The 20452-nt window shown below is 68.6% G+C and carries 16 protein-coding genes; 6 read left to right on the top strand and 10 right to left on the bottom strand.

The features are described 5' to 3' along the window. The 3 genes from N801_RS04540 to N801_RS04550 form a co-directional block, all read right to left on the bottom strand. The coding region (locus N801_RS04540) for a hypothetical protein (protein ID WP_035933507.1) at nt 1-470 on the bottom strand (470 nt) is incomplete at its 3' end. Nucleotides 471-739: 269 nt separating this feature from the next. After that, complete coding sequence (locus N801_RS04545; protein ID WP_211254668.1) at nt 740-1861, bottom strand: 5-methylcytosine restriction system specificity protein McrC; 1122 nt, start codon at nt 1859-1861, stop codon at nt 740-742. Further along, nucleotides 1858-4020, bottom strand: coding sequence for a DUF8426 domain-containing protein (locus N801_RS04550; protein ID WP_052112600.1), 2163 nt, complete (start codon nt 4018-4020; stop codon nt 1858-1860). Before N801_RS04550 ends, N801_RS04545 begins: the two co-directional genes overlap by 4 nt. Before the next feature lie 780 nt (nt 4021-4800). On the opposite strand from N801_RS04550, the gene N801_RS04555 reads away from it, so the two are divergent. The 4 genes from N801_RS04555 to N801_RS04570 all read left to right on the top strand — a co-directional run bounded on the left by N801_RS04555 (nt 4801) and on the right by N801_RS04570 (nt 8476). Then, nucleotides 4801-5535 carry an alpha/beta fold hydrolase gene (locus N801_RS04555; protein WP_281175664.1) on the top strand — a complete coding sequence of 245 codons (735 nt, stop codon included), beginning with the start codon at nt 4801-4803 and terminating at the stop codon, nt 5533-5535. Nucleotides 5536-5933: 398 nt separating this feature from the next. Beyond that, nucleotides 5934-6710 (top strand): methyltransferase domain-containing protein, encoded by a 777-nt coding sequence (locus N801_RS04560; protein ID WP_035933513.1) that lies wholly within the window; start codon nt 5934-5936, stop codon nt 6708-6710. An 8-nt stretch (nt 6711-6718) separates the two neighbouring features. After that, the gene (gene dinB, locus N801_RS04565) at nt 6719-7972 is read left to right on the top strand and encodes a DNA polymerase IV (RefSeq protein WP_035933516.1); all 1254 of its coding nucleotides are present in this window, start codon (nt 6719-6721) and stop codon (nt 7970-7972) included. Nucleotides 7973-8080: 108 nt separating this feature from the next. Further along, entirely contained in the window at nt 8081-8476 is a 396-nt protein-coding gene (locus tag N801_RS04570; protein ID WP_035933521.1) for an SCO2097 family morphological protein, read from the top strand. 59 nt (nt 8477-8535) lie between these two features. On the opposite strand, the gene N801_RS04575 is transcribed toward N801_RS04570, so the two are convergent. Both N801_RS04575 and N801_RS04580 read right to left on the bottom strand, forming a co-directional pair. Next, nucleotides 8536-9030, bottom strand: a complete 495-nt coding sequence (locus tag N801_RS04575; RefSeq protein ID WP_035933523.1) for a DUF456 domain-containing protein — start codon at nt 9028-9030, stop codon at nt 8536-8538. Between the two features lie 7 nt (nt 9031-9037). Next, nucleotides 9038-9256, bottom strand: a complete 219-nt coding sequence (locus N801_RS04580) for a DUF7455 domain-containing protein (RefSeq protein WP_035933525.1) — start codon at nt 9254-9256, stop codon at nt 9038-9040. 234 nt (nt 9257-9490) lie between these two features. On the opposite strand from N801_RS04580, the gene N801_RS04585 reads away from it, so the two are divergent. Then, nucleotides 9491-11638: a DNA gyrase/topoisomerase IV subunit B gene (locus N801_RS04585; protein WP_035933528.1), complete on the top strand. Its 2148-nt coding sequence runs from the start codon at nt 9491-9493 to the stop codon at nt 11636-11638. Nucleotides 11639-11754: 116 nt separating this feature from the next. Beyond that, entirely contained in the window at nt 11755-13227 is a 1473-nt protein-coding gene (locus N801_RS04590) for an APC family permease (protein WP_052112602.1), read from the top strand. Between the two features lie 19 nt (nt 13228-13246). Here the strand turns inward: N801_RS04590 and N801_RS04595 are convergent, their stop codons facing one another. The 5 genes from N801_RS04595 to N801_RS04615 all read right to left on the bottom strand — a co-directional run bounded on the left by N801_RS04595 (nt 13247) and on the right by N801_RS04615 (nt 20406). Beyond that, a complete protein-coding gene (locus N801_RS04595; RefSeq protein ID WP_035933530.1) occupies nt 13247-14257 on the bottom strand; it encodes a LacI family DNA-binding transcriptional regulator in 1011 nt (336 codons plus the stop codon). A 28-nt stretch (nt 14258-14285) separates the two neighbouring features. Then, nucleotides 14286-15236, bottom strand: a complete 951-nt coding sequence (locus tag N801_RS04600) for a carbohydrate ABC transporter permease (protein ID WP_084108187.1) — start codon at nt 15234-15236, stop codon at nt 14286-14288. Between the two features lie 3 nt (nt 15237-15239). After that, nucleotides 15240-16259: a carbohydrate ABC transporter permease gene (locus tag N801_RS04605; RefSeq protein WP_084108196.1), complete on the bottom strand. Its 1020-nt coding sequence runs from the start codon at nt 16257-16259 to the stop codon at nt 15240-15242. Nucleotides 16260-16352: 93 nt separating this feature from the next. Then, nucleotides 16353-17738, bottom strand: coding sequence for an ABC transporter substrate-binding protein (locus tag N801_RS04610; protein WP_035933532.1), 1386 nt, complete (start codon nt 17736-17738; stop codon nt 16353-16355). 217 nt (nt 17739-17955) lie between these two features. Next, nucleotides 17956-20406, bottom strand: coding sequence for a DNA gyrase/topoisomerase IV subunit A (locus tag N801_RS04615; protein ID WP_035933535.1), 2451 nt, complete (start codon nt 20404-20406; stop codon nt 17956-17958). Between the last annotated feature and the right edge of the window lie 46 nt (nt 20407-20452).

Genomic DNA, 20452 nt, shown 5'->3' on the forward strand with positions numbered 1-20452 from the left:
CCTGATCGTGCAGCAGTCCCGCCTGAGCGCATGAGTACAACGGTGCGCATCACCCCTGCCAGTCGCGGGAGCGGTATCGCGAGCTGGTGGGAGATGCCGAGGGTGCCCTTCAACTCGGAGTGGGTAGGCGAGTTCAGCCACTTCGACATGGCGATGGCATCGCTGCTGCGCCGTGGCGCCATCCGATCTGGTGCATTCTGCAGGTGCTCGACCAGTGGGTGGTGCGAGAAGAGTGTGTGGAGTTCGTTCGGCGGAGGGACTCGCTGGGCGACCCAACTAGGTGTCGAGTAGGGAACCTGGCTCCCGGCGCTCGTAGAAACGGCATTGGCGGTGAAGACCTCGGCGTCGAAATGTGCGTCCAGGAAATGCTCCCCAACGAGCGCCCACGCCTCACTCGGGTCCGGTGTGGCGAGCAGTGCAGTCACGAGATCAAGGAGCTTCTCGTATTCGGACTTCCAGACACCGCTCATTGCGACCTCCAGACGCAGGCTGGCGATGGTTCCCGTCCCCAAGTCTGACGCCTCGCACCGGAGCCGGTGGGCCGTTTCGAGGTTGGGCCACCGACGTCGCGGCGCAACCCACCAGAGATCCGCACGCAGACTGCCACCACATGCCCTGAAACGTGGCAACAGTGCGTCTTTCCGCCGCCTGTTCGCCCTTCCGATGTAGGTGGATGAGTGCGGATCGATACAGACCACCACGCGCGTAGCGCTGGCGCTGCCGCGCGGGGTAGCCGCACTCATAGTCCCTGGTCGGGCGGTCGGGCCCGTACGGGAGTTGCTGGAGAATCACTCGGCTGGGTCGGTGTGATCGCCTCGAGCAGCTGGTCGGCGATGGTCGCCGAGTCGGCTGCCAGGTCGACCGTGGCGAATCTGATCCGATGTCCCTGGATCATGACTTCCTCGTCGACTGGCTTACCCACCGCTGGGTGCAGCATCAGCCCTTCCGACTTCGGGTTGGTCTCTGACGCCTCTTGGGACATCAGGTAGGCATAGATCTGGTAGATGTAGCCGCTCCTCAGCTTGAGGTCGGCGAACTGGTTCGTCTTGGTGATGGACGTGAACTTGGTGTCGATGACGATTCGGCGACGGCCAGGCCCCGTCCGGTCCGGCTTGACGAGCTCGATGTCGAGCTTCATGCCGGGGAGTATTGCCGCCATGCCCGAGGACATGGAGGAGGTGTCCCACTTCAGTTGGGAGCCGTGACTGACCTTCCACCCTTGCGGTGTGAGGCGCAGCCGGTAGAAGCCCGCGCATGCTCTCTCGAACAGGTCGCGAAGGTAGCCCTCGTCCATGTCCGGAGCCGGCAGGAACTTGCCACCTTGGTCGGTCGTGGGGAGCGAGAAGTTGAGTAGCAGGTCGGCGGCCGCGATCATCTGCCTGTCGCGGACAAGAAGCCGCTCGCGGTGCAGGCTTGGCACGTGGCTCGGCGGTGGGCATGGGCCGCGGACACCCGCGGCCTCGAGCTGGAGGGCGAGCGACCGGAGGCGCGGCTCACCTGGGACGAGGACTGCAGCCCGCCAGAGCGCGGCCCTCACTAGACGGTTGGCCGGGGTGTCGGTGACGACCTCGTCGAACGTGCAGTGCACCTGCCCGCGGGTTAACAGCTGGTGCCGCGCCGTCGGCAGAACGTTGATCCGGCCGCGGACTCTGGTCACCGGCCGAGCGGTCTGCCGGAACCCCACGGAAAGGCCGGTGTGTATCCGCTGCGTAACAGCGTCGGCGAGAATGCCGGCGACGAGGGCGGGGAGGTCCTCGGGGTTGTCCTCGGCGGCCACCAGCTGTTGGCCGACCGCGCGGTACAGGGATGACGCGTACAGCTGAAGCAGCCATACGTTCCGGATCGGGATCCTCGGATTCACGGTCCGAGCAGAGCCTGACAGGAGCTCTCGGGGAGCTCCGGCCTGTCGAACCAGTACTCCTCGAGAAGTGGACGGACGTCGGTCTCGACGACGCGCCGCCACCAGTCGCGCGTGTCAAGCCCGGTCTGATCGAGGCTCACCGCCGGTGTGAAGTAGCTGTGGCCGATGCAGTACTGCCGCCCGAGAGCGGTGTCCTGCGTGATGTCTTCGTTAAGCGCATCCAGCCGTTTGCCGTAAACCTCAAGCCGCTCTCTGTCGTAGCCCAGCCCGGACACGTACTCCACCCAGTCGTCACCGAACTCGGGCTTGAGCTCGATGAAGGCAAACCGCCGCCGCAGCGCCATGTCTACGATGGCCAACGACCGGTCGGCGACGTTCATCGTGCCGATGAGGTGGAGGTTCGATGGAACGAAGAACACCTCGTCCTTGCTGCGAGGGTAGGCCAGCCGCATCGCTTGCTCGGGAGAGCGCTTGTCCGCCTCGATCAGCGTCAGCAGCTCGCCGAAGATCTGGGCCGGGTTGCCGCGGTTGATCTCTTCGATCACCAGGACGTACTCGTTGTCCGGGTCCGCGCTCGCCCGAGTACACATGTCCAGGAACGGGCCGTCCGCGAGCTCGAGTCCCGTGGACGACGTCGGCCGCCATCCTCGGACGAAGTCCTCGTAGGTGAGCGACGGATGGAACTGCAAGACCTGGACCCGCTTGCTGTTCTTCTGGTTGCAGAGCGCCCAGCCGAGCCGTCGGCCCAACCAGGTCTTTCCGGTGCCGGGTGGGCCCTGCAGGATGATGTTCTTCTTGGACTGGAGCCGTTCGAGCATCGGCTCCAGCTCCGTCTCAGGGATGAAGCACCCTTGGTCGCGGATCGACTCCAGGTCGTAGCTCTCGCCACCAAGGACGTCTGCTTCAGTGTCGCTCAGATCGTCGGGACCCGGGCCTGGTTCGGGTATCGACAAGGCGTTCCACGCTGCGTGAGAGAACTCGGGGAACGAGTTGAAGGGCGACGTGGAGTCCGCGATCCAGGCCGCCAGAATCTCCGTGTTGGCCAGGAATTGCTCGCCGTCTAGCTTGGCGTCGAGAGACAGCCGGACGGCGATGTCGGGGAACTTCGTCTTCAGGAACGCGGTGCTCGTCGAGTCGTAGGAGGCGAACGACCCGGGCCGGATCCAGTAGATCGCGATGGACAATTTGCGCGCACCGACACCCGGGCATGCGTCGAACGTTGCGACCAGGCGCTCTCGGGTGGCCTCGTTCGCGTCGGCTGCGTAGTCGACTGCCGCACGCCCGAGGTCCCACAGTGCGTCGATGTCGTGCTCTCCACGGTCCTTCTCCCAGTTGAAGAACCACGAGTTGAGATTGTTGAGGACCGGCACCCCCGCGAACGACGTGGGATACGGCGGCGCGACGCCGAACTCCTCGCCGTACGCCGCGGCGATCAGAGCGCGTGCGTCGTTGCGAATGCCGCGGTTGAACGAGCCGAGCAGAGTGAACGGGTCTATGTCGCGCACTGGACCCCTGGACCCGTCAACGCGACGGTCACCCCGCAGATACTTGAACAGCTGGGGGCGCTGGGACGCGGTAGAAGCCGCCCACATCTTGTCGAGGAGTGCAGTCCGGTCTCCGCGGAACTGCATCAGTGCGTCAGCCAACCGCGGGTAGAAATCCGACCACGAGTAGTCCGGTTTTGTGTCCGGCTGCGGCGTGGCGAGGAGATGTCCGATCTCGTCCTCGCCTGTCACGATCTGGAAGAGCGTTGTCGCTGAGCTGATTTCCTCTTGGGCTGCGTACGACAGCTCGTCGCGAGGAACAGCCTTGCGAATCCATTCCACAGGTCGCCACTGCTTGTGCACGTCGCTCTCGGGGTGGAACTCGTAGGGACCCGACACTCGGCCGATGTTTAGCGTGCTGGTCTGGCGATCCGGACAAACCACGATGTCGCCGACCTTCATGGCATGGACGAACCGATACACCGTGCCGGCCTGGTTGGGGATGCTGGCCTCGTCGATCTGTGGCATCCGCTCAGCCACCGCTGCCTTGAAGGCCTCGCGCGTGGCTCCGAGTTCCGACAGGTCGCCCATCTCGTCCCAGCCGATCCGCACGGCCTCGTCCGCGAGAGGATCAACGCTGGTCTGATTGTTGTGGATGCCCCACGTCGTAGCCATGGTGGGTAGCCTTGCCGACCCGGCGACGATCCGGAAGGCCGATCCGCAGATTCGGCCCACCACCGGGAGGGCGAACCAAGACGGGCCAGCGCACCATCGACTCCACCAGAGCGGATCACACTCCACCAGAACGGGTACTTTAGGCCCTCCAGCTCCAGCGGCATGTAACCCCCACGGATGATCGAAAACGTCCTCGCAGACGGTGCGCATGACAAGCAGTTACGGACGGATCAATGGTGCGTCTCATCGCCGCGAATGCCTGTAACGCCACGTCGACGTAACGCCGCGAATGCCTGTGACGCCACGTCGACGTCAGGCGCCCCCAAAGACTGGATCAACGATCGGCTGACCCTTGGATAGTGGCCCTGAGGCGCCAGCGCTGTCGGCCACGATGACAGGTCAGCCACTCACTTGATGAGAGTGAGTCACTCCACTTGATGAGAGTGAGTCACTCCACTTGATGAGAGTGAGTCACTCCGCCCAACGGAGCGCACCGGCCGAGGCTGCCCAATTCATTCTCGCCAACACAAGCTGAGGTGGGACCCGCCCCGGATCCGCCTACCCACGCTTTGCGGAGAGTGGAAGCTGATCTGCGGCACCCACCTGCGCAAGCTCTACCTAGAACGCTCGCCGACCCCACCGCCGCGTCCCATGGCGGGATCAGGGCGAGATCAGCGTGGATCAAGGCCTCTCCAGAAGCCGACGCGGAGGCGCGTGAACTAGCGTGGCGTCGTGACGTTGAACCATGTGAGACGCGGAAGCGGCAGTCCGCTGTTGCTCGTGCACGGTCTCGGCGCAGGGTGGCGATCCTGGATGCCCATCATCAAGGAACTGGCCGAGCACCGTGAGGTCATCGCCGTCGACCTACCTGGGTTCGGAGAAACGCCACCCTTGACCGGCGAGGTTTCGATCGCCACCCTGACCGACTCCGTCGCGAACTTCATCCGCGAAGAGGGACTGGACGGGGTTGCCACTGTCGGCCAGTCGATGGGCGGCCGAATGGTGCTTGAGCTCGCGCGACGAGGAGTCGGCGGCGACACCGTGGCTCTAGACCCGGGCGGCTTTTGGAGCGACCGCGAGCTCGCCGTCTTCAGCGCCACACTACGGCCGTCAATTGCTCTGGCCCGAGCCGTCCGAGGAAGGCTGCCGTCACTGCTCGCCACACCGGTGGGCAGGACCCTGCTGCTCGCGCAGCTGTCAGCGCGGCCTTGGGCGCTCTCGCCCGAGACCGTGCTGCCGGACGTGAGCGGGCTGGCCGACTCCCCAGCGACCGGCGCCGCCTTGGATGCCCTGACCAAAGGGCCCAAGCAACAGGGCGCCCCGGCAGGCACAGTGCCCGGCCGGGTCACGATCGGGTGGGGGCGTCGTGACCTAGTGACCGTGCCGAGACAGGCCGCACGTGCAGCGGAGCTGTTCCCCGACGCGGTGCTGCACTGGTTCGAGCGGTGCGGTCACTTCCCTCAATGGGACGCACCGCACGAAGCGATCCGACTGGTCCTGGACAGAACCGATTGAGGCCGGCTCCTCTGCCCAGGCGACCACCACACCCGCCGCCTACGCCTCAATCCACCGATTGGCCGGGCGCGGTGTGCTGATCGGGCTCCCGGGCTGAGGCTCGAATGGGGGCGTGGCTCACCGCCGCCTCGCGTGCCGGTTTCGTAACGCCCGCGGCTCGACCGGATCTCTGCCGCGGTGCCCGCGTCTTTCTGACGCAAACGTCCGTGTTGTCACGCTGACACGGAAGCACCCCGGGCTGGATCAAGGAGCCGACGGGGGTACCAGCGGCTCCTGACTCAGGACTCGATCGTCCACGACGCCGCTCGTGGGCTGGCTGTCGCCGCCGCCAACTAGGCTCGGTCGCGCACACCGCGACGTCGGCTGTGCCTTCCCAGCGCCCCCAGAGAGGTGACACCGTGAGTGACGACCCGTCGAGCACCCGACGTGCGGGAGTCTCGACCTCACCCCGGACCGCCGCCATGTGGGCAGCTGTCGACGAGGTCGTCCGCGCCCGATCGGACGAGCTCCAGCGCCCGCTCCGCGTCATCGACCTCGGAGGAGGCACCGGGGGGCTCGCCGTGCCGCTGGCCGTCTCCGGCCACGACGTCACCGTCGTCGACCCCAGCCCCGACGCGCTCGCCTCGCTCCGTCGTCGGGCCGCGGAGGCCCAGGCGTCCTCGCGGGTGAGTGCCGTCCAGGGTGACGCCGACACCCTGTCGTCCCTCGTGGGTCGTGACCAGCCCGACCTCGTGCTCTGCCACGGCACCCTCGAGTACGTCGACGACCCGGCGACCACCCTGGCCCAGGTCGCCGCCGTCCTGCCGCCCGGCGGCATCCTCAGCCTCGTCGTCCCGCAGCGCGCCGGGGCCGTGGTGGCGCGAGCCCTCGCCGGCCAGTTCGCCCAGGCCCGGGCGGCGATGGAGCGCCCCGACGGGCGCTGGGGCGACGCCGACCCGGTCCCGCGACGCTTCGACCGGGACGGCATCATCGCCCTCCTCGAGACCGCCGGCCTCACGACGACGCGAGCACACGGCATACGGATCTTCAGCGACCTCGTGCCCTCGGTCCTCGTCGACTCCGACGCCGACCGGGCGGCCCTGCTCGACCTCGAGCGGGCCGTCGCCACGCACCCCGACTTCGCCGCCCTCGCCGACCTCGGGACCTCCCTGCACGTCATCGCCACCCGAGCCTGAGAGCGGCCATGAGCCGTCGCCAGTTCAGCCTTCCGCAGCGCTCGTCGAGCGAACCTCCCGACGACACCGGGTGCACCGTCCTGCACGTCGACATGGACGCCTTCTACGCGTCGGCGACCCTGCTCTCGCACCCCGAGCTCGTCGGCACCCCCGTCATCATCGGGGGCGGCAACCGCGGCGTCGTCCTGTCGGCGACCTACGAGGCGCGCCGGTTCGGGGTCGCCTCTGCCATGCCGATGACCCGTGCCCGCCGTCTCTGCCCCCAGGCGGTCGTGCTCCCGCCCGACCACGCGCTCTACGCCGAGATCTCGGCCGGCGTGATGCAGACCTTCCGCGCGGTCACCCCCGACATCGAGCCGCTGTCGCTCGACGAGGCCTTCCTCGACGTGGCGGGCGCCATCCGCAGGCTCGGCTCACCGGCGAGCATCGGCGCACGCATCCGTGACACGGTCCACGACGAGCAGGGCATCACCTGCTCGGTCGGGGTGGCCTCGACGAAGTTCGTCGCCAAGATCGCGTCCGGGCTGGCCAAGCCCGACGGGATGGTCGTCGTCCCGCGCGACGAGGTCATCCCCTTCGTCCAGCAGCTGCCCGTGGGGGCGCTCTGGGGCGTGGGGGAGAAGACCGAGGAGCAGCTGACCCGGCTCGGGCTGCGCACCGTCGCCGACATCGCGCACACCCCCCTCCCGACCCTCGTCCGGGGGCTGGGGGAGGCGACGGGCCACCACCTGCACGAGCTCTCGTGGGGCCGCGACCCGCGCACGGTCCAGCGCGAGCAGCGCGAGAAGAGCGTCGGCGCCGACGAGACCTTCGAGTACGACATCGACGACCCCCGCGAGATCCACCGCCACCTGCTCAAGCTCAGCGACCGCGTCGCGGCCCGGCTCCGTGCGGCCGGCCTCACCGGGCGCACCGTGTCGATCAAGGTCCGCTTCGCCGACTTCACGACCATCACCCGGGCCCGCACCCTGCGCGAGCCGACCGACGGCAGCCGCGAGATCTACGAGACGGCCACGTCGCTCTACGACGCCCTCGGGCTCCAACGGGCCCGGATCCGCCTCGTCGGCGTCCGTCTCGAGAAGCTCGTCGCCGTCGAGGCCGCCCCGATCCAGGGCATGCTCGGCGAGGCCGAACACGGGTGGCGCGAGGCCGACCGGGCCGTCGACAAGGCCAGTGCGCGCTTCGGCGCGGGGTCGGTCCGCCCTGCGAGCCTGATCACCCGGGGCCAACCTTCCCCCCGGACCGATCGCGACCTATCCTGAGGTGACCAGCACCCCAGCTGGCGAATGCAACGAAACCGCGACGTCATGCGTTGTCCCTGGTGGAGGATCATCACAGGACCACGCACCGTCGCACACCGGGAGGACGCCGTGCCGCTTTCAGAGCACGAGCAGAGGATGCTCGCGCAGTTGGAGCAGGCCCTCGCCGAGGAGGACCCCAAGTTCGCCTCGAGCATGGAGGGCACTCGCCGCGGCGGTCCCACGCGTCTGCGCTGGATCATCGGCGTCACCGGTGTGGTCGTCGGCCTCGGCCTCGTCCTCGTCGGCATCAACACGACGATGTGGGTCGGTGCGGCCGGTTTCGCCGTGATGGTGGCGGCGGTCGCCTTCTCGCTCACCCCGCCGCGACGCGGCAAGCTCGCCGTGGTGCGCGACGACGGCACCGCGGGTCCGGCCGGGTCAGGGCGTCGCCAGAAGAGCGGCTCGGGGTTCATGGACAAGCTCGACGACCGTTGGGACCGGCGCGGCCGCGACGGCTGGAGCTGACCGCCGGGGGACGAGCAGCACGGCGGCGTATGCCGTCCGGGCGCCTTCCCGGGTCCCGCTCAGGTGGCGAGGACGCCGACGACCCACGTCGCGGCGATGATGACGCCGGCGCACAGCTCGATGCCCATGCTCGTCATGACGGCGACGACGGCGTGCCTGGTGCGGGCCCACGCCTGGGCCCGGTCACGGCTGCGCCCCTGCTCGACGAGGAAGATGCCGCCGACGAATCCGATGACGAAGCCGACCACCGGGATGACGAACATCCCGACGACGCCGAGCAGGACGGCGAGGAGCAGTGTCGAGGTCGTGACGCCCTGGGAGCGCAGCCGCTTGCCCGGCACGAGGAACTGGATGACCACGCCCGCGAGGTAGATCGCGACGCAGATGCCGAAGACGGTCCACGCGGTGGAGCCACCGGTCTCGTAGGCCCAGAGGAGCACCCCGACCACCGCGACGAGCAGGCCGGGGACGACCGGAACGACGATGCCGACGATCCCCACGATGATGAGGATCGCCGGCACCCAGACGCTGGTGCCCTCCGGCAGGAGGTTCAACGCGGGGTCAGACGTCGATGTCCGCCGCGGCGGGCGGCTCCGTGAGTCGGTCGCTCTCGTCCACGATGTCGGCGTGGTCGCGCAGCTTGGGCAGGTGCTCGCGCCCGTGGTGGGCGCAGAAGAGCAGCTCACCACCGACGTGGAGCGTCGCTCGCACATAGGCCTGGGCACCACAGCGGTCGCAGCGGTCCGCGGTGGTCAGGATGGGTGCCAGTGCGGTGGTCACATCGGCCTCCTCGGCTGATCTCGTCAATGGGCCCACGCGATTACGTGGGCGTCAGGCGTTGCAACAGTCAAACACGCCCAGCTCTTCCCGAGGGGGAGGCGCCCGTGATGTGACCGTTCCGATGCCAACACGAGGAATTCTTGCCCACGGGTCCGACAGCGCGCCTCGGCGGGGTCGTCAGGGGCCCCGGTTAGCCTGTGGACTCCGCCCGCACGAGCTCCCCGAGAGGACCGCATGACCCCCGCATCCACGGCCAAGAAGGTCGCGACGAGCAAGTCGTCGTCCGACTACAGCGCCCACCACCTCCAGGTCCTCGAGGGCCTCGAGGCCGTGCGCAAGCGGCCGGGCATGTACATCGGGTCGACCGACAGCCGCGGCCTCATGCACTGCCTCTGGGAGATCATCGACAACGCCGTCGACGAGGCGCTCGGTGGGCACGGTGACCGGATCGAGGTCATCCTCCACCTGGACGGCTCGGTCGAGGTCCGCGACATCGCCCGGGGCATCCCCGTCGACATCGAGCCGCGCACCGGCCTCACCGGCGTCGAGGTCGTCTTCACCAAGCTCCACGCGGGCGGCAAGTTCGGCGGCGGCTCCTACACCGCCTCCGGTGGCCTGCACGGCGTCGGCGCCTCGGTCGTCAACGCGCTCTCGGCCCGCCTCGACGTCGAGGTCGACCGCGGCGGCAAGACCTACGCGATGAGCTTCCGTCGCGGGGAGCCCGGGTACTTCCCCGACGTCGCGAGCTCGGACAAGAGCCCCGACCACGAGTTCACCCCCTACGAGCGCACCAGCGAGCTCGCCGTCATCGGCAAGTCCAAGCGGGGGGCGACCGGCACGCGCGTGCGCTACTGGTCGGACCCGCAGATCTTCCTCAAGGACGCCGACTTCGACTACGAGGGCCTCGTCGGTCGCGCCCGCCAGACCTCCTTCCTCGTCCCCGGGCTCACCCTCGTCATCCGTGACGAGCGCCGCCTGCCGGGCACACCGGGGGAGCACGGGCCGCACGAGGAGGTCTTCGTCCACGACGGCGGCATCAGCGAGTTCGCCGAGTTCCTCGCGCCGGACCCGTCCGTGACCGACGTGTGGCGCCTGCGGGGCACGGGCCACTTCACCGAGACCGTGCCGGTGCTCGACGCCAAGGGGCACATGAGCCCGCAGGACGTCGAGCGCGAGTGCGAGGTCGACATCGCCGTCCGGTGGGGCACCGGCTACGACGCCAAGGTGCGCTCGTTCGTCAACATCATCGCCACGCCCAAGGGCGGCACCCACATGGCGGGCTTCGAGCAGGCGCTGCTCAAGGTCTTCCGCAAGCAGCTCGAGGTCAACGCCCGCCGTCTCAAGGTCGGCAGCGACAAGGTCGACAAGGACGACATCCTCGCCGGGCTCACCTCGGTCGTCACCGTGCGCCTGGCCGAGCCGCAGTTCGAGGGCCAGACCAAGGAGGTGCTCGGCACCAACGCCGTGCGCGCCATCGTCGCGCGCGTGGTCGAGAAGGAGCTGACGAACGCCCTCACCTCGACCAAGCGGGGCGAGAAGCAGCAGGCGGCGATGCTCCTCGAGAAGGTCACCGCCGAGATGAAGTCGCGGATCAGCGCGCGGCTGCACAAGGAGACCCAGCGCAAGAAGAACGCGCTCGAGACCTCGTCGCTGCCGGCCAAGCTGGCCGACTGCCGCAGCAACGACATCGAGCGCACCGAGCTGTTCATCGTCGAGGGCGACAGTGCGCTCGGGACCGCGAAGCTCGCGCGCGACTCCGACGTCCAGGCCCTGCTCCCGATCCGCGGCAAGATCCTCAACGTCCAGAAGGCCTCGCTCACCGACATGCTCGGCAACGCCGAGTGCGCGGCGATCATCCAGGTCATCGGCGCCGGCTCCGGTCGCAGCTTCGACGTCGACGCCGCCCGCTACGGCAAGGTCATCATCATGACCGACGCCGACGTCGACGGCGCCCACATCCGCACGCTGCTGCTCACCCTCTTCTTCCGCTACATGCGTCCCCTCGTCGAGGCCGGCAAGGTGTATGCCGCCGTGCCCCCGCTGCACCGCATCGAGGTCTCGGCGGCGGGCGCCCGCAAGGGCGAGCTGCTCTACACCTACTCCGAGGCGGAGATGCGCCGGACCGTCGCGTCCCTGACGAAGCGGGGCCGCACGATCAAGCAGCCGATGCAGCGCTACAAGGGCCTGGGCGAGATGGATGCCGACCAGCTGGCCGAGACGACGATGGACCCACGCCACCGCACGCTGCGCAAGGTGACGATGGCCGATGCCGAGGACTCCGAGCGCGTCTTCGAGCTGCTCATGGGCAACGAGGTCGCGCCCCGTCGCGACTTCATCGTCCGGGGTTCGGCCCAGCTCGACCGCGAGCGCATCGACGCCTGACCCGCAGCACCCATCTCGCGGCGCACCGCGCGTTCGCGTTGCTCTCGGACGTGATCTGGGCCACAGTGAGCCCCTAGGCGTCCCGATTCCGGGGCCCCGGACGAGGAGGCTTGCAGATGAGTGGTCACACCGACGACCGCGGTGGCACCGGGGTCATCGACACGCCCCACCACGGAGAGCCCGAGCTCAACCGCGTCATGGGCCCGAAGCTGTTGCTCCTCTTCATCGTCGGCGACATCCTCGGCACCGGCGTCTACGCCCTGACCGGCTCCGTCGCGGGCGAGGTCGGTGGCGCCGCCTGGGCGCCCTTCCTCGTCGCCTTCATCATCGCGACCATCACGGCGTTCTCCTACCTCGAGCTCGTGACCAAGTACCCCCAGGCGGCCGGTGCGGCGCTGTACACGCACAAGGCGTTCGGCATCCACTTCGTGACGTTCCTCGTGGCGTTCGCGGTCATGTGTTCGGGCATCACCTCGGCGTCCACCGCCTCCAACGCCTTCGCCGGCTTCCTGCGCGACGGCATCGGCGCCGACTGGGTCGCCGGCAGCACCCCGCTGCTCCTCATCGCCCTGGGCTTCATGGCGCTCGTCGCGGCCGTCAACTTCCGCGGTGTCGGTGAAAGCGTCAAGGCCAACGTCGTCCTCACCATGGTCGAGCTCTCGGGTCTGCTCCTCATCATCCTCATCGGTGTGTATGCCGTCACGCAGGGCAAGGCGGACTTCTCCCGGACCATCGTGTTCGACAGCCCGAGCGACAAGAGCACGTTCTTCGCGATCACGGCGGCGACCTCGCTGGCGTTCTTCGCCATGGTCGGCTTCGAGGACTCGGTCAACATGGCGGAGGAGACCAAGGACCCGGTGCGGGACTTCCCGCGGATGATGCTCACCGGACTGGGCGTCACGGGCCTCATCTACGTCCTCGTCTCGATCACGGCCGTGGCGCTCGTCCCGGTGGGCGAGCTCGCCAACCCGGACAACGAGTCGGCGCTCACGCAGGTCGTCGCGACCGGCGCGCCGGACTTCCCGTTCGACAAGGTCTTCCCGTTCATCGGCATGTTCGCCGTGGCCAACTCGGCGCTCATCAACATGCTCATGGCCAGCCGGCTGCTCTACGGCATGGCGAAGCAGGAGGTGCTTCCGCCCGTGCTCGGCCGCGTGCACCGCAGCCGCCGCACCCCGTGGGTGGCCATCCTCTTCACCACGGCGATCTCGTTCGGGCTCATCTACTTCGTGTCGACCCAGTCCGACTCCGAGATCATCGCGGCGTTGGGGGGCACCACCGCCCTGCTCCTGCTCGGGGTCTTCACCATCGTCAACATCTGCGTGCTCGTCCTGCGCAAGGACCCGATCGACCGCAAGCACTTCGTCGCACCCACGGCGCTGCCGATCATCGGGGCGCTGGCCTGCGCCTTCATGGTGGGCCCGTGGACCGGACGCGACACGATCCAGTACCGCATCGCCGGGTGGCTGCTCGCCATCGGTGTCGTGCTGTGGGCCCTGACCTGGCTGGCCAACCGGTTCCTCTTCGCCAAGAAGACCTACATGCGCGACCCCGAGGAGCTCACGGACCCGGACCACGCGCACCACTGACCGCGCGGTCAGTGGGTGGTCAGGCCGGGGGAGCGGTGCTGGCGCGCACGACGAGCTCGGTCGGCACGACGACGTGGGTGCCCGCGTCCTCGCCCGCGCTGATCCCGAGCTGCCGGAGCAGGATCTCGGCCGCGAGCCGTCCCTGCGCCGTGACGTCCTGGCGCACCGTGCTCAGGCCGAGGACGTTGCTCAGCGCATGGTCGTCGATCCCGATGACCGAGAGGTCCTCGGGGACGCGCAGACCCTCCGCTCGCGCAGCCGCCATGACGCCGATGGCCATCTCGTCCGAGGCGGCGGCGACGGCGGTCGGCCGCTCGGGGGCGCGCAGCAGGATCCGCGTGTCGGCGGCGGCACTGTCCGCGCTCCAGTCGGAGCCGAGGATCCACTGCTTGTGCTCGGCGAGCCCGTGGCTGTGCATGACCTCGCGGAAGGCGTCGAGGCGGGCCTGGGGCGTCTGGATGTGGGCGACGTTGGAGGGGACGGCGCCGACGTAGGCGATGCGCTCGTGCCCGAGGGAGACGAGGTGCTCGGTGGCGTCCCGCATCGCCTGGGCGTCGTCGATGCGGACGTTGGGGCGGTCGGCGACAGGGGTCCCGATCGCGACCAGCGGCAGCCCGAGCCGGTCGACGAGCTCGAGCTCCTCGGCCGTCATGGGGAGGTTGAGGGTGATGACGCCGTCGACGCGCTTCCACAGCATGTTCTGTTTCAGGGGGAGGCGTCGGTCGTAGGACTCGTCCTCGAGGTCGAACAGCAGCACGTGGTGGCCGTGCTGGCGCAGCGTCTTCTCGATGGCGCTCACGACGGTCGCGAAGAACCAGCGGGTGAGGAACGGCGCGACGACGCCGACGACCTGGGTGCGACCCGAGGCCAGCGACGTCGCCGTGGGGCTGGCGACGTAGTCGAGCCGCTCGGCGACCTTGAACACCCGCTCACGGGTGTGCGGGCTCACGCGGTCCAGGCCGCGGAGCGCGCGGGAGACCGTGGCCACCGAGACCCCGGCCTCCCGCGCGACATCGGTGATCGTGCTCATCCGCCGACGCCGGTCTGGGGCTGTCATGTCAGCCCTTCAGGCCACCTGCGAGCAGGCCGCGGACGAAGAAGCGCTGCAGGGCGAGGAACACCGCGACGGGGACGATCATCGAGATGAACGCACCTGCCGAGAGGAGGTACCAGGCGCTGCCTCGGGACCCGGACAGCTCGGCCACCCGCACGGTGATCGGTGCGACGTCGGGCGTCCCACCGAGGAAGACCAACGAGACGAGCAGGTCGTTCCAGACCCAGAGGAACTGGAAGATCCCGAACGCCGCGAGCGCGGGGGTGAGCAGGGGCAGGAGGATCTTGAAGAAGATCGTCACGTGACCTGCACCGTCCACGCGGGCGGCCTCCATGAGCTCCGCTGGGAGCTCGCGCATGAAGTTGTGGATGAGGAACGTTGCCAGCGGCAGCGCGAAGATCGTGTGCGAGAGCCACACGCTCCAGTACGACGCCCCGAAGCCCAGCTTGTTGACGTAGATGTCGAGCAGGGGGATGAGGGCGATCTGCAGGGGCACGATCTGCAGCGCGAACACCGCCACGAAAAGCGCGTTGCGCCCCGGGAACGGCATCCAGGCGAAGGCGTAGGCCGCGAGCGACGCGAGGAAGAGGGGGAGCAGGACCGCGGGGACCGTGATGACGATCGTGTTGATGAAGTACTGGCTGAGGCTGGCCGAGCTGCCGGGCTCGAGGGCCTGGCGGTAGTTCTCCAGCGTGAAGCCACCGGGGTCGGTCAGCGCCGTCCACCAGCCGCTGCGGTTGATGTCCCGCTGGCTGCGGAACGACGTGACGAGCAGGCCGAGCGTGGGGGTGGTCCACAGCACGGCGATGAGCACCGCGACGAGGGAGGCCCACCGGGACTGCAGAGCGCCGGCGGCCTCGCCGGTGGACTTCTTGAGCTTCTGCTGCTTGCTGGGCGGCTCGAGGTCCGCGGGTTCGAACGACTCGGGCAGCGCGCCCGTCTGGACAGTGCTCACGGCTCAGGCCTCCTTGCGCATCTGGATGATGTTGTAGACGACGATCGGGATGACGAGGATGAAGAGCAGCACGGCCAGCGCGGCGCCCAGGCCGGGGGCGTTGTAGCGGAAGCTCTGGCTGTAGAACTCGTTGGCGACGACCGAGGTGTCGAACTGGCCGGCGGTCATGGTCCGGACGATGTCGAAGACCTTGAGCGTGCCGATGGCGATGGTCGTGAGGACCACGACGAGCGCCGCGCGGATGCTCGGCAGGGTGATGTGCCGGAACATCTTGAGCCCGGACACGCCGTCGAGGCGGGCCGCCTCGATGATGTCGTCCGGGATCGCCTTGATCGCCGCAGAGAGGATCGTCATCGCGAAGCCGGCCTGGATCCAGACCATGACGACGATAAGCATGAGCGTGTTGAGGGGAGCCTCGAGGAGGAACTGCTGGGTCTCGAAGCCGAGGCTCTTGAGGATCTGGTTGAGCAGGCCGATCTGGGGGCGCTCGGTCTGCTTGTACTGGTAGACGAACTTCCAGATGATGCCCGCACCAACCATGGAGATGGCCATCGGCAGGAAGATGAGGGCCTTCGCGAAGGCCTCACCCCGGGCCCGGTCGATGAGGATCGCGTAGAGCAGGCCGATCGCCGTCGCGAGGAACGGCACGAGGATGACCCAGAGCGCCGTGTTGCGCAGCACGAGCAGCAGCTCGGGCTGGGTGAACATCGCCGAGTAGTTCGACAGGGAGAAGCCGCCCTCACCCGACTTGCCGCGGACGGACTGGATGATCGTGAGGACGGCCGGGTAGACGAGACCGATGGAGAGGAGCAGGACGGCCGGTGCGGCGAACAGTGCGCCCTGCGCCTGCTCGCCCTTGCGGCCCTTGAACAGCGAGGCCAGGAACAGCACTCCGCCGAACACGGCGGCGAAGAACGCGACCGCGAAGAACATGAGGAAGAACTTGCCTGCGACGCTCTCGGCTCGCAGGAACGGCTCAGGGATGATTCCCGACGGTGCGACGCTCAGCACGCTCGCGACCATGACTCCACCTCCAGGGTGAGGACTGCACGAAAGGAAGCCGGGGTGGGGTGGGAATCCACCCCACCCCGGCGAGAGACCGATCCGAGGATCAGGTCAGGACTTGGGCCAGGAGTTCTCGATGTAGTCGAGGGTGGCCTTGTCGTCCTGTCCGGTGATCCAGTTGGTCATGCCCTTCCAGAACGTCCCGGAGCCGACGGCACCCGGCATGAGGTCGGACGCGTCGAACCGGAACGTCGCGCTCTCGTCCGTGAGGATCTGGGCGGAGAGCTTGTCGACCGGGTTCTTGAGCAGCTCCGGGTCGGCGTTCTTGTTCGCGGTCACGCAGCCACCGGTGCCACAGGTCGTGGCGCGCTCGTTGGCCCACTCGACCGAGGAGAGGTAGGTCTGGAAGGCCTTGACCTCCGGACGGTCGGCGAAGGCAGCGACGAACTCGCCACCACCGAGGACCGGCTTGGTGGTCTCGTCCTTGGCGGGGAGGTAGAACGCCCACACGTCCCCGTCCTCGGCGACCTTGGTGCCCTCGGGCCAGTTGGCCGCGTAGAACGAGGCCTGGCGGTGCAGGTAGCACCCGCCGTTGTCGAGGACCGGCAGACCGGCGTCCTGGAAGGACGTCGAGGCGATCGTCTTGACGTCGCCCTGTCCACCGTTGACGAACTTGTCGTTCTTGAGGATCTTGCCGACCTCGGCGAGTGCCGTGGCGACCGCGGGGTCGTTGAACGGGATCTCGTGGTTGGTCCACTTGTCGTAGACCTCAGGACCGGCGGTGCGCAGCATGACGTCCTCGACCCAGTCGGTGGCCGGCCATCCGGTGGCGTCACCGGACTCGATCCCGGCACACCACGGCTTGCTGTCGGGGTCGTCGGCGGCGATCTTGTCGCTGAGCGTGAGGAGGTCGTCCCACGTCTTCGGGATCTCGTAGCCCTTCTCCTCGAAGGCGGCAGGCGAGTACCAGACGAACGACTTGACGTTGGCGCCGAGCGCGGCTCCGTAGAACTTGCCGTCGACGGTGCCGTACTCCTTCCAGTCGGGCATGTTCTTGTCGACGTTGGCCGCGACCTCCGGGGGAGCCTCGATGACCTTGCCGGTGGCGACCATGGTCTTGAGCAGACCCGGCTGCGGCAGGTAGGCGATGTCGGGGGCGTTGCCACCCTTGACGCGCACGGGCAGCTGCGCCTCGAACTCCTTGGAGCCCTCGTACTTGATCTCGGCGCCGGTGCAGTCGATGAACGGCTGGTAGGACTTGATGTGCGGCTCGTCCTCGGGGGCGGTGATCGAGGTGTAAACCGTGACGGTCTTGCCCTTGATGTCACCGAACGCCTCGTAGGGCGCACAGTCGATCTTGGTCTTGGCGTCGCCGGATGCGCCGGCGTCGGCGCCGTCGCCTCCGTCTTCGGAGGAGCCGCACGCTGCGACACCGAGGGAGACCGCCACGAGGCTCGAGAGGAGCATCGCGGATCGGCGCTGTGATTTGTGGGCCATTGCCCGCCTCCATCTGTTGGGGGACGCACCGGGCCCTGAATCCAGGTCCTCGGCGCTGAGGGATCCGTTGGCAGTGTAAAAGCGGTTACATACGAGGGGAACGGTTTCTCCGACTTTGTCCGGTCACGATCGCGTAACACGACCGGCCCGCGGGACGGGGCTGGACGGCATACGCGGAGTATGACGGCCCACGCAGAGCGTGGGACCCGGGGGCACCTCAGCGGGGCGGACCGGCGATCCCCGTGATGATGGCGGAGGCCTGCACGCCCGAGCCGTCGCGGCGACCGGTCGCCTCGGGCAGCTCGATCGCCACCCCTCCGGCCCCGCTGGCCCGGGCCGGGGTGGCCCCGACCCACGCGAGGACGAGCGTGTCCTCGCCCTTGAGGAAGCGGTGTGCCCGCACCCCGCCGGTGCCGCGGCCCTTGGCGGGGTACTCGGCGTAGGGCGTGGCCTTGATGGCGCCGGGCTGCGTGCCGGGCAGGGCGTCGGAGGAGCCGCTGGCCGTGACGACGACCGCCTCCCGGGACGGGTCGACGACGCCGAAGAAGGCGACCTGCTGGCCGGGGGTGACGCGGACCCCGGCGATGCCGCCGCCGCTGCGTCCCTGGGGACGCACGCCGCCGGCCGGGAAGCGCAGCAGCTGGGCGTCCGTCGTGACGAACACGAGGTCCTCGTCGCCGGTGACCACCTGGCCGGCGCCGACGACCCGGTCGCCGTCCCTCAGCGAGATGACCTCCCAGTCGTGCGCCTTGGGCTGGTCGGCGGTGACGCGTTTGACGACGCCCTGGGCGGTGCCGAGCGCGAGCCCGGGCCCGTCGGCCGCGAGCGAGACGATGCTGACCGGCTCCTCGCCGCGGGGCAGGTCGACGTAGGCGGCGAGGGGGGCGCCGCCGGACAGGCTCGGCGCGCCACCGAGCGGGGGCAGGGTGGGCAGCTCGAGGGCACTGATCCGGACCATCCGGCCCCGGCTGGTCACGAGTCCGACCTCGCCGCGGGCGGTCGTGCGGACTGCGGCGACGACGGCGTCGTGCTTGGCCCGCGGGCCCTCGACGGGGATCGGGTCGTCGGTGGAGGTGCGAGCGAGCAGCCCGGTCGAGGAGAGGAGCACCCAGCAGGGGTCGTCGGTGACCTCGAGGGGCGCGGTGGAGCTCACCGGGTTGCCGGCCGACTCGAGGAGCACCGTGCGGCGGGGGGTGCCGTGCTTCTTCGCGACGTCGGCGAGCTCGCTGGAGACGGTCCGCTGGAGCAGCTTCTCGTCGCCGAGGATGGCGGACAGCTCCTCGATCCGGGTCCGCAGCTCGTCGCGCTGGGTCTCGAGGTCGAGGCGGGAGAACTTCGTCAGCCGGCGCAGCTGGAGGTCGAGGATGTGGTTGGCCTGGATCTCGGAGAGGTCGAAGACGCTCATGAGCCGGGTGCGGGCCGTCGCGGTGTCCTCGCTCGTGCGGATGAGCTGGATGACCTCGTCGATGTCGAGGATCGCGACGAGCAGGCCCTCGACGAGGTGGAGCTGCGCCTCGGCCTTGGCGAGCCGGTGGGCGGTGCGTCGTCGGACGACGTCGATGCGGAACTCGACGTAGTGGCGGAGCAGGTCCTTGAGGCCGAGGGTCTGCGGCTGCCCGTCGACGAGGGCGACGCTGTTGATGCCGAACGAGTCCTCCATCGGCGTGAGCTTGTAGAGCTGCTCGAGGACCGCCTCGGGGTTGAAGCCGTTCTTGACCTCGATGACGAGCCGGAGCCCGTGCTTGCGGTCGGTGAGGTCCTTGACGTCGCTGACGCCCTGGAGCTTCTTGCCCTGGACGAGCGTCTTCATCCGCTCGATGACCTTCTCGGGACCGACGAGGTAGGGGAGCTCGGTGACGACGATCCCGGCCCGGCGCGGTGTGATCTTCTCGATCCGCACCGTCGCGCGGGTCCGGAAGCTGCCCTTGCCCGTGAGGTAGGCGTCGCGGATGCCGTCGAGGCCGACGATCCGACCACCCAGGGGCAGGTCCGGGCCGGGGACGAACTTCATGAGGTCGTCGAGGCTGCAGTCGGGGTGCGCGATGAGGTGGCGGGCGGCACCGACGACCTCGACGAGGTTGTGCGGCGGCATGTTCGTCGCGAACCCGACCGCGATCCCGGCGACCCCGTTGACGAACAGGTTGGGGTAGGCGGCGGGCAGCACGCCCGGTTGGAGCAGCTGGTCGTCGTAGTTCGGCACGAAGTCGACGGTGTCCTCGTCGAGGCCGGCCGTCATGACGAGCGCCGCGGCGGCGAGGCGGGCCTCGGTGTAGCGGGAGGCGGCGGGCCCGTCGTCGAGCGAGCCGAAGTTGCCGTGGCCGTCGACAAGGGGCAGGCGCATCGTGAACGGCTGGGCCATGCGCACGAGGGCGTCGTAGATGGCCGTGTCGCCGTGCGGGTGGTACTTGCCCATGACGTCGCCGACGACCCGGGAGGACTTCACGTGGCCGCGGTCGGGCCGCAGCCCCATCTCGCTCATCGAGTAGAGGATCCGACGCTGCACCGGCTTGAGGCCGTCACGGACGTCGGGCAGCGCCCGCGAGTGGATCACCGACACGGAGTACTCGAGGAAGGCGTTCTGCATCTCGAGGCCGACGTCGATGTCGACGACGCGGCCGTCACCGACCGCGAGGTCGTCGGGAGGGGTGGTCGTCGTGCGCTTGGCCATGGGGCGGGGGTCTACCTCGGTGGTGTCGTGGTCTCGCGGACCTGCC

Source organism: Knoellia aerolata DSM 18566, assembly GCF_000768695.1.
GTDB lineage: Bacteria > Actinomycetota > Actinomycetes > Actinomycetales > Dermatophilaceae > Knoellia > Knoellia aerolata.

Excerpts from the sequence above, each read along its gene's own strand:
- N801_RS04590 (WP_052112602.1), top strand. The coding sequence starts at position 11,755 with ATGAGTGGTCACACCGACGACCGCGGTGGCACCGGGGTCATCGACACG.
- N801_RS04595 (WP_035933530.1), bottom strand. The coding sequence starts at position 14,257 with ATGAGCACGATCACCGATGTCGCGCGGGAGGCCGGGGTCTCGGTGGCC.
- N801_RS04615 (WP_035933535.1), bottom strand. The coding sequence starts at position 20,406 with ATGGCCAAGCGCACGACGACCACCCCTCCCGACGACCTCGCGGTCGGT.
- N801_RS04550 (WP_052112600.1), bottom strand. The coding sequence starts at position 4,020 with ATGGCTACGACGTGGGGCATCCACAACAATCAGACCAGCGTTGATCCT.
- dinB (WP_035933516.1), top strand. The coding sequence starts at position 6,719 with ATGAGCCGTCGCCAGTTCAGCCTTCCGCAGCGCTCGTCGAGCGAACCT.
- N801_RS04610 (WP_035933532.1), bottom strand. The coding sequence starts at position 17,738 with ATGGCCCACAAATCACAGCGCCGATCCGCGATGCTCCTCTCGAGCCTC.
- N801_RS04585 (WP_035933528.1), top strand. The coding sequence starts at position 9,491 with ATGACCCCCGCATCCACGGCCAAGAAGGTCGCGACGAGCAAGTCGTCG.
- N801_RS04605 (WP_084108196.1), bottom strand. The coding sequence starts at position 16,259 with ATGGTCGCGAGCGTGCTGAGCGTCGCACCGTCGGGAATCATCCCTGAG.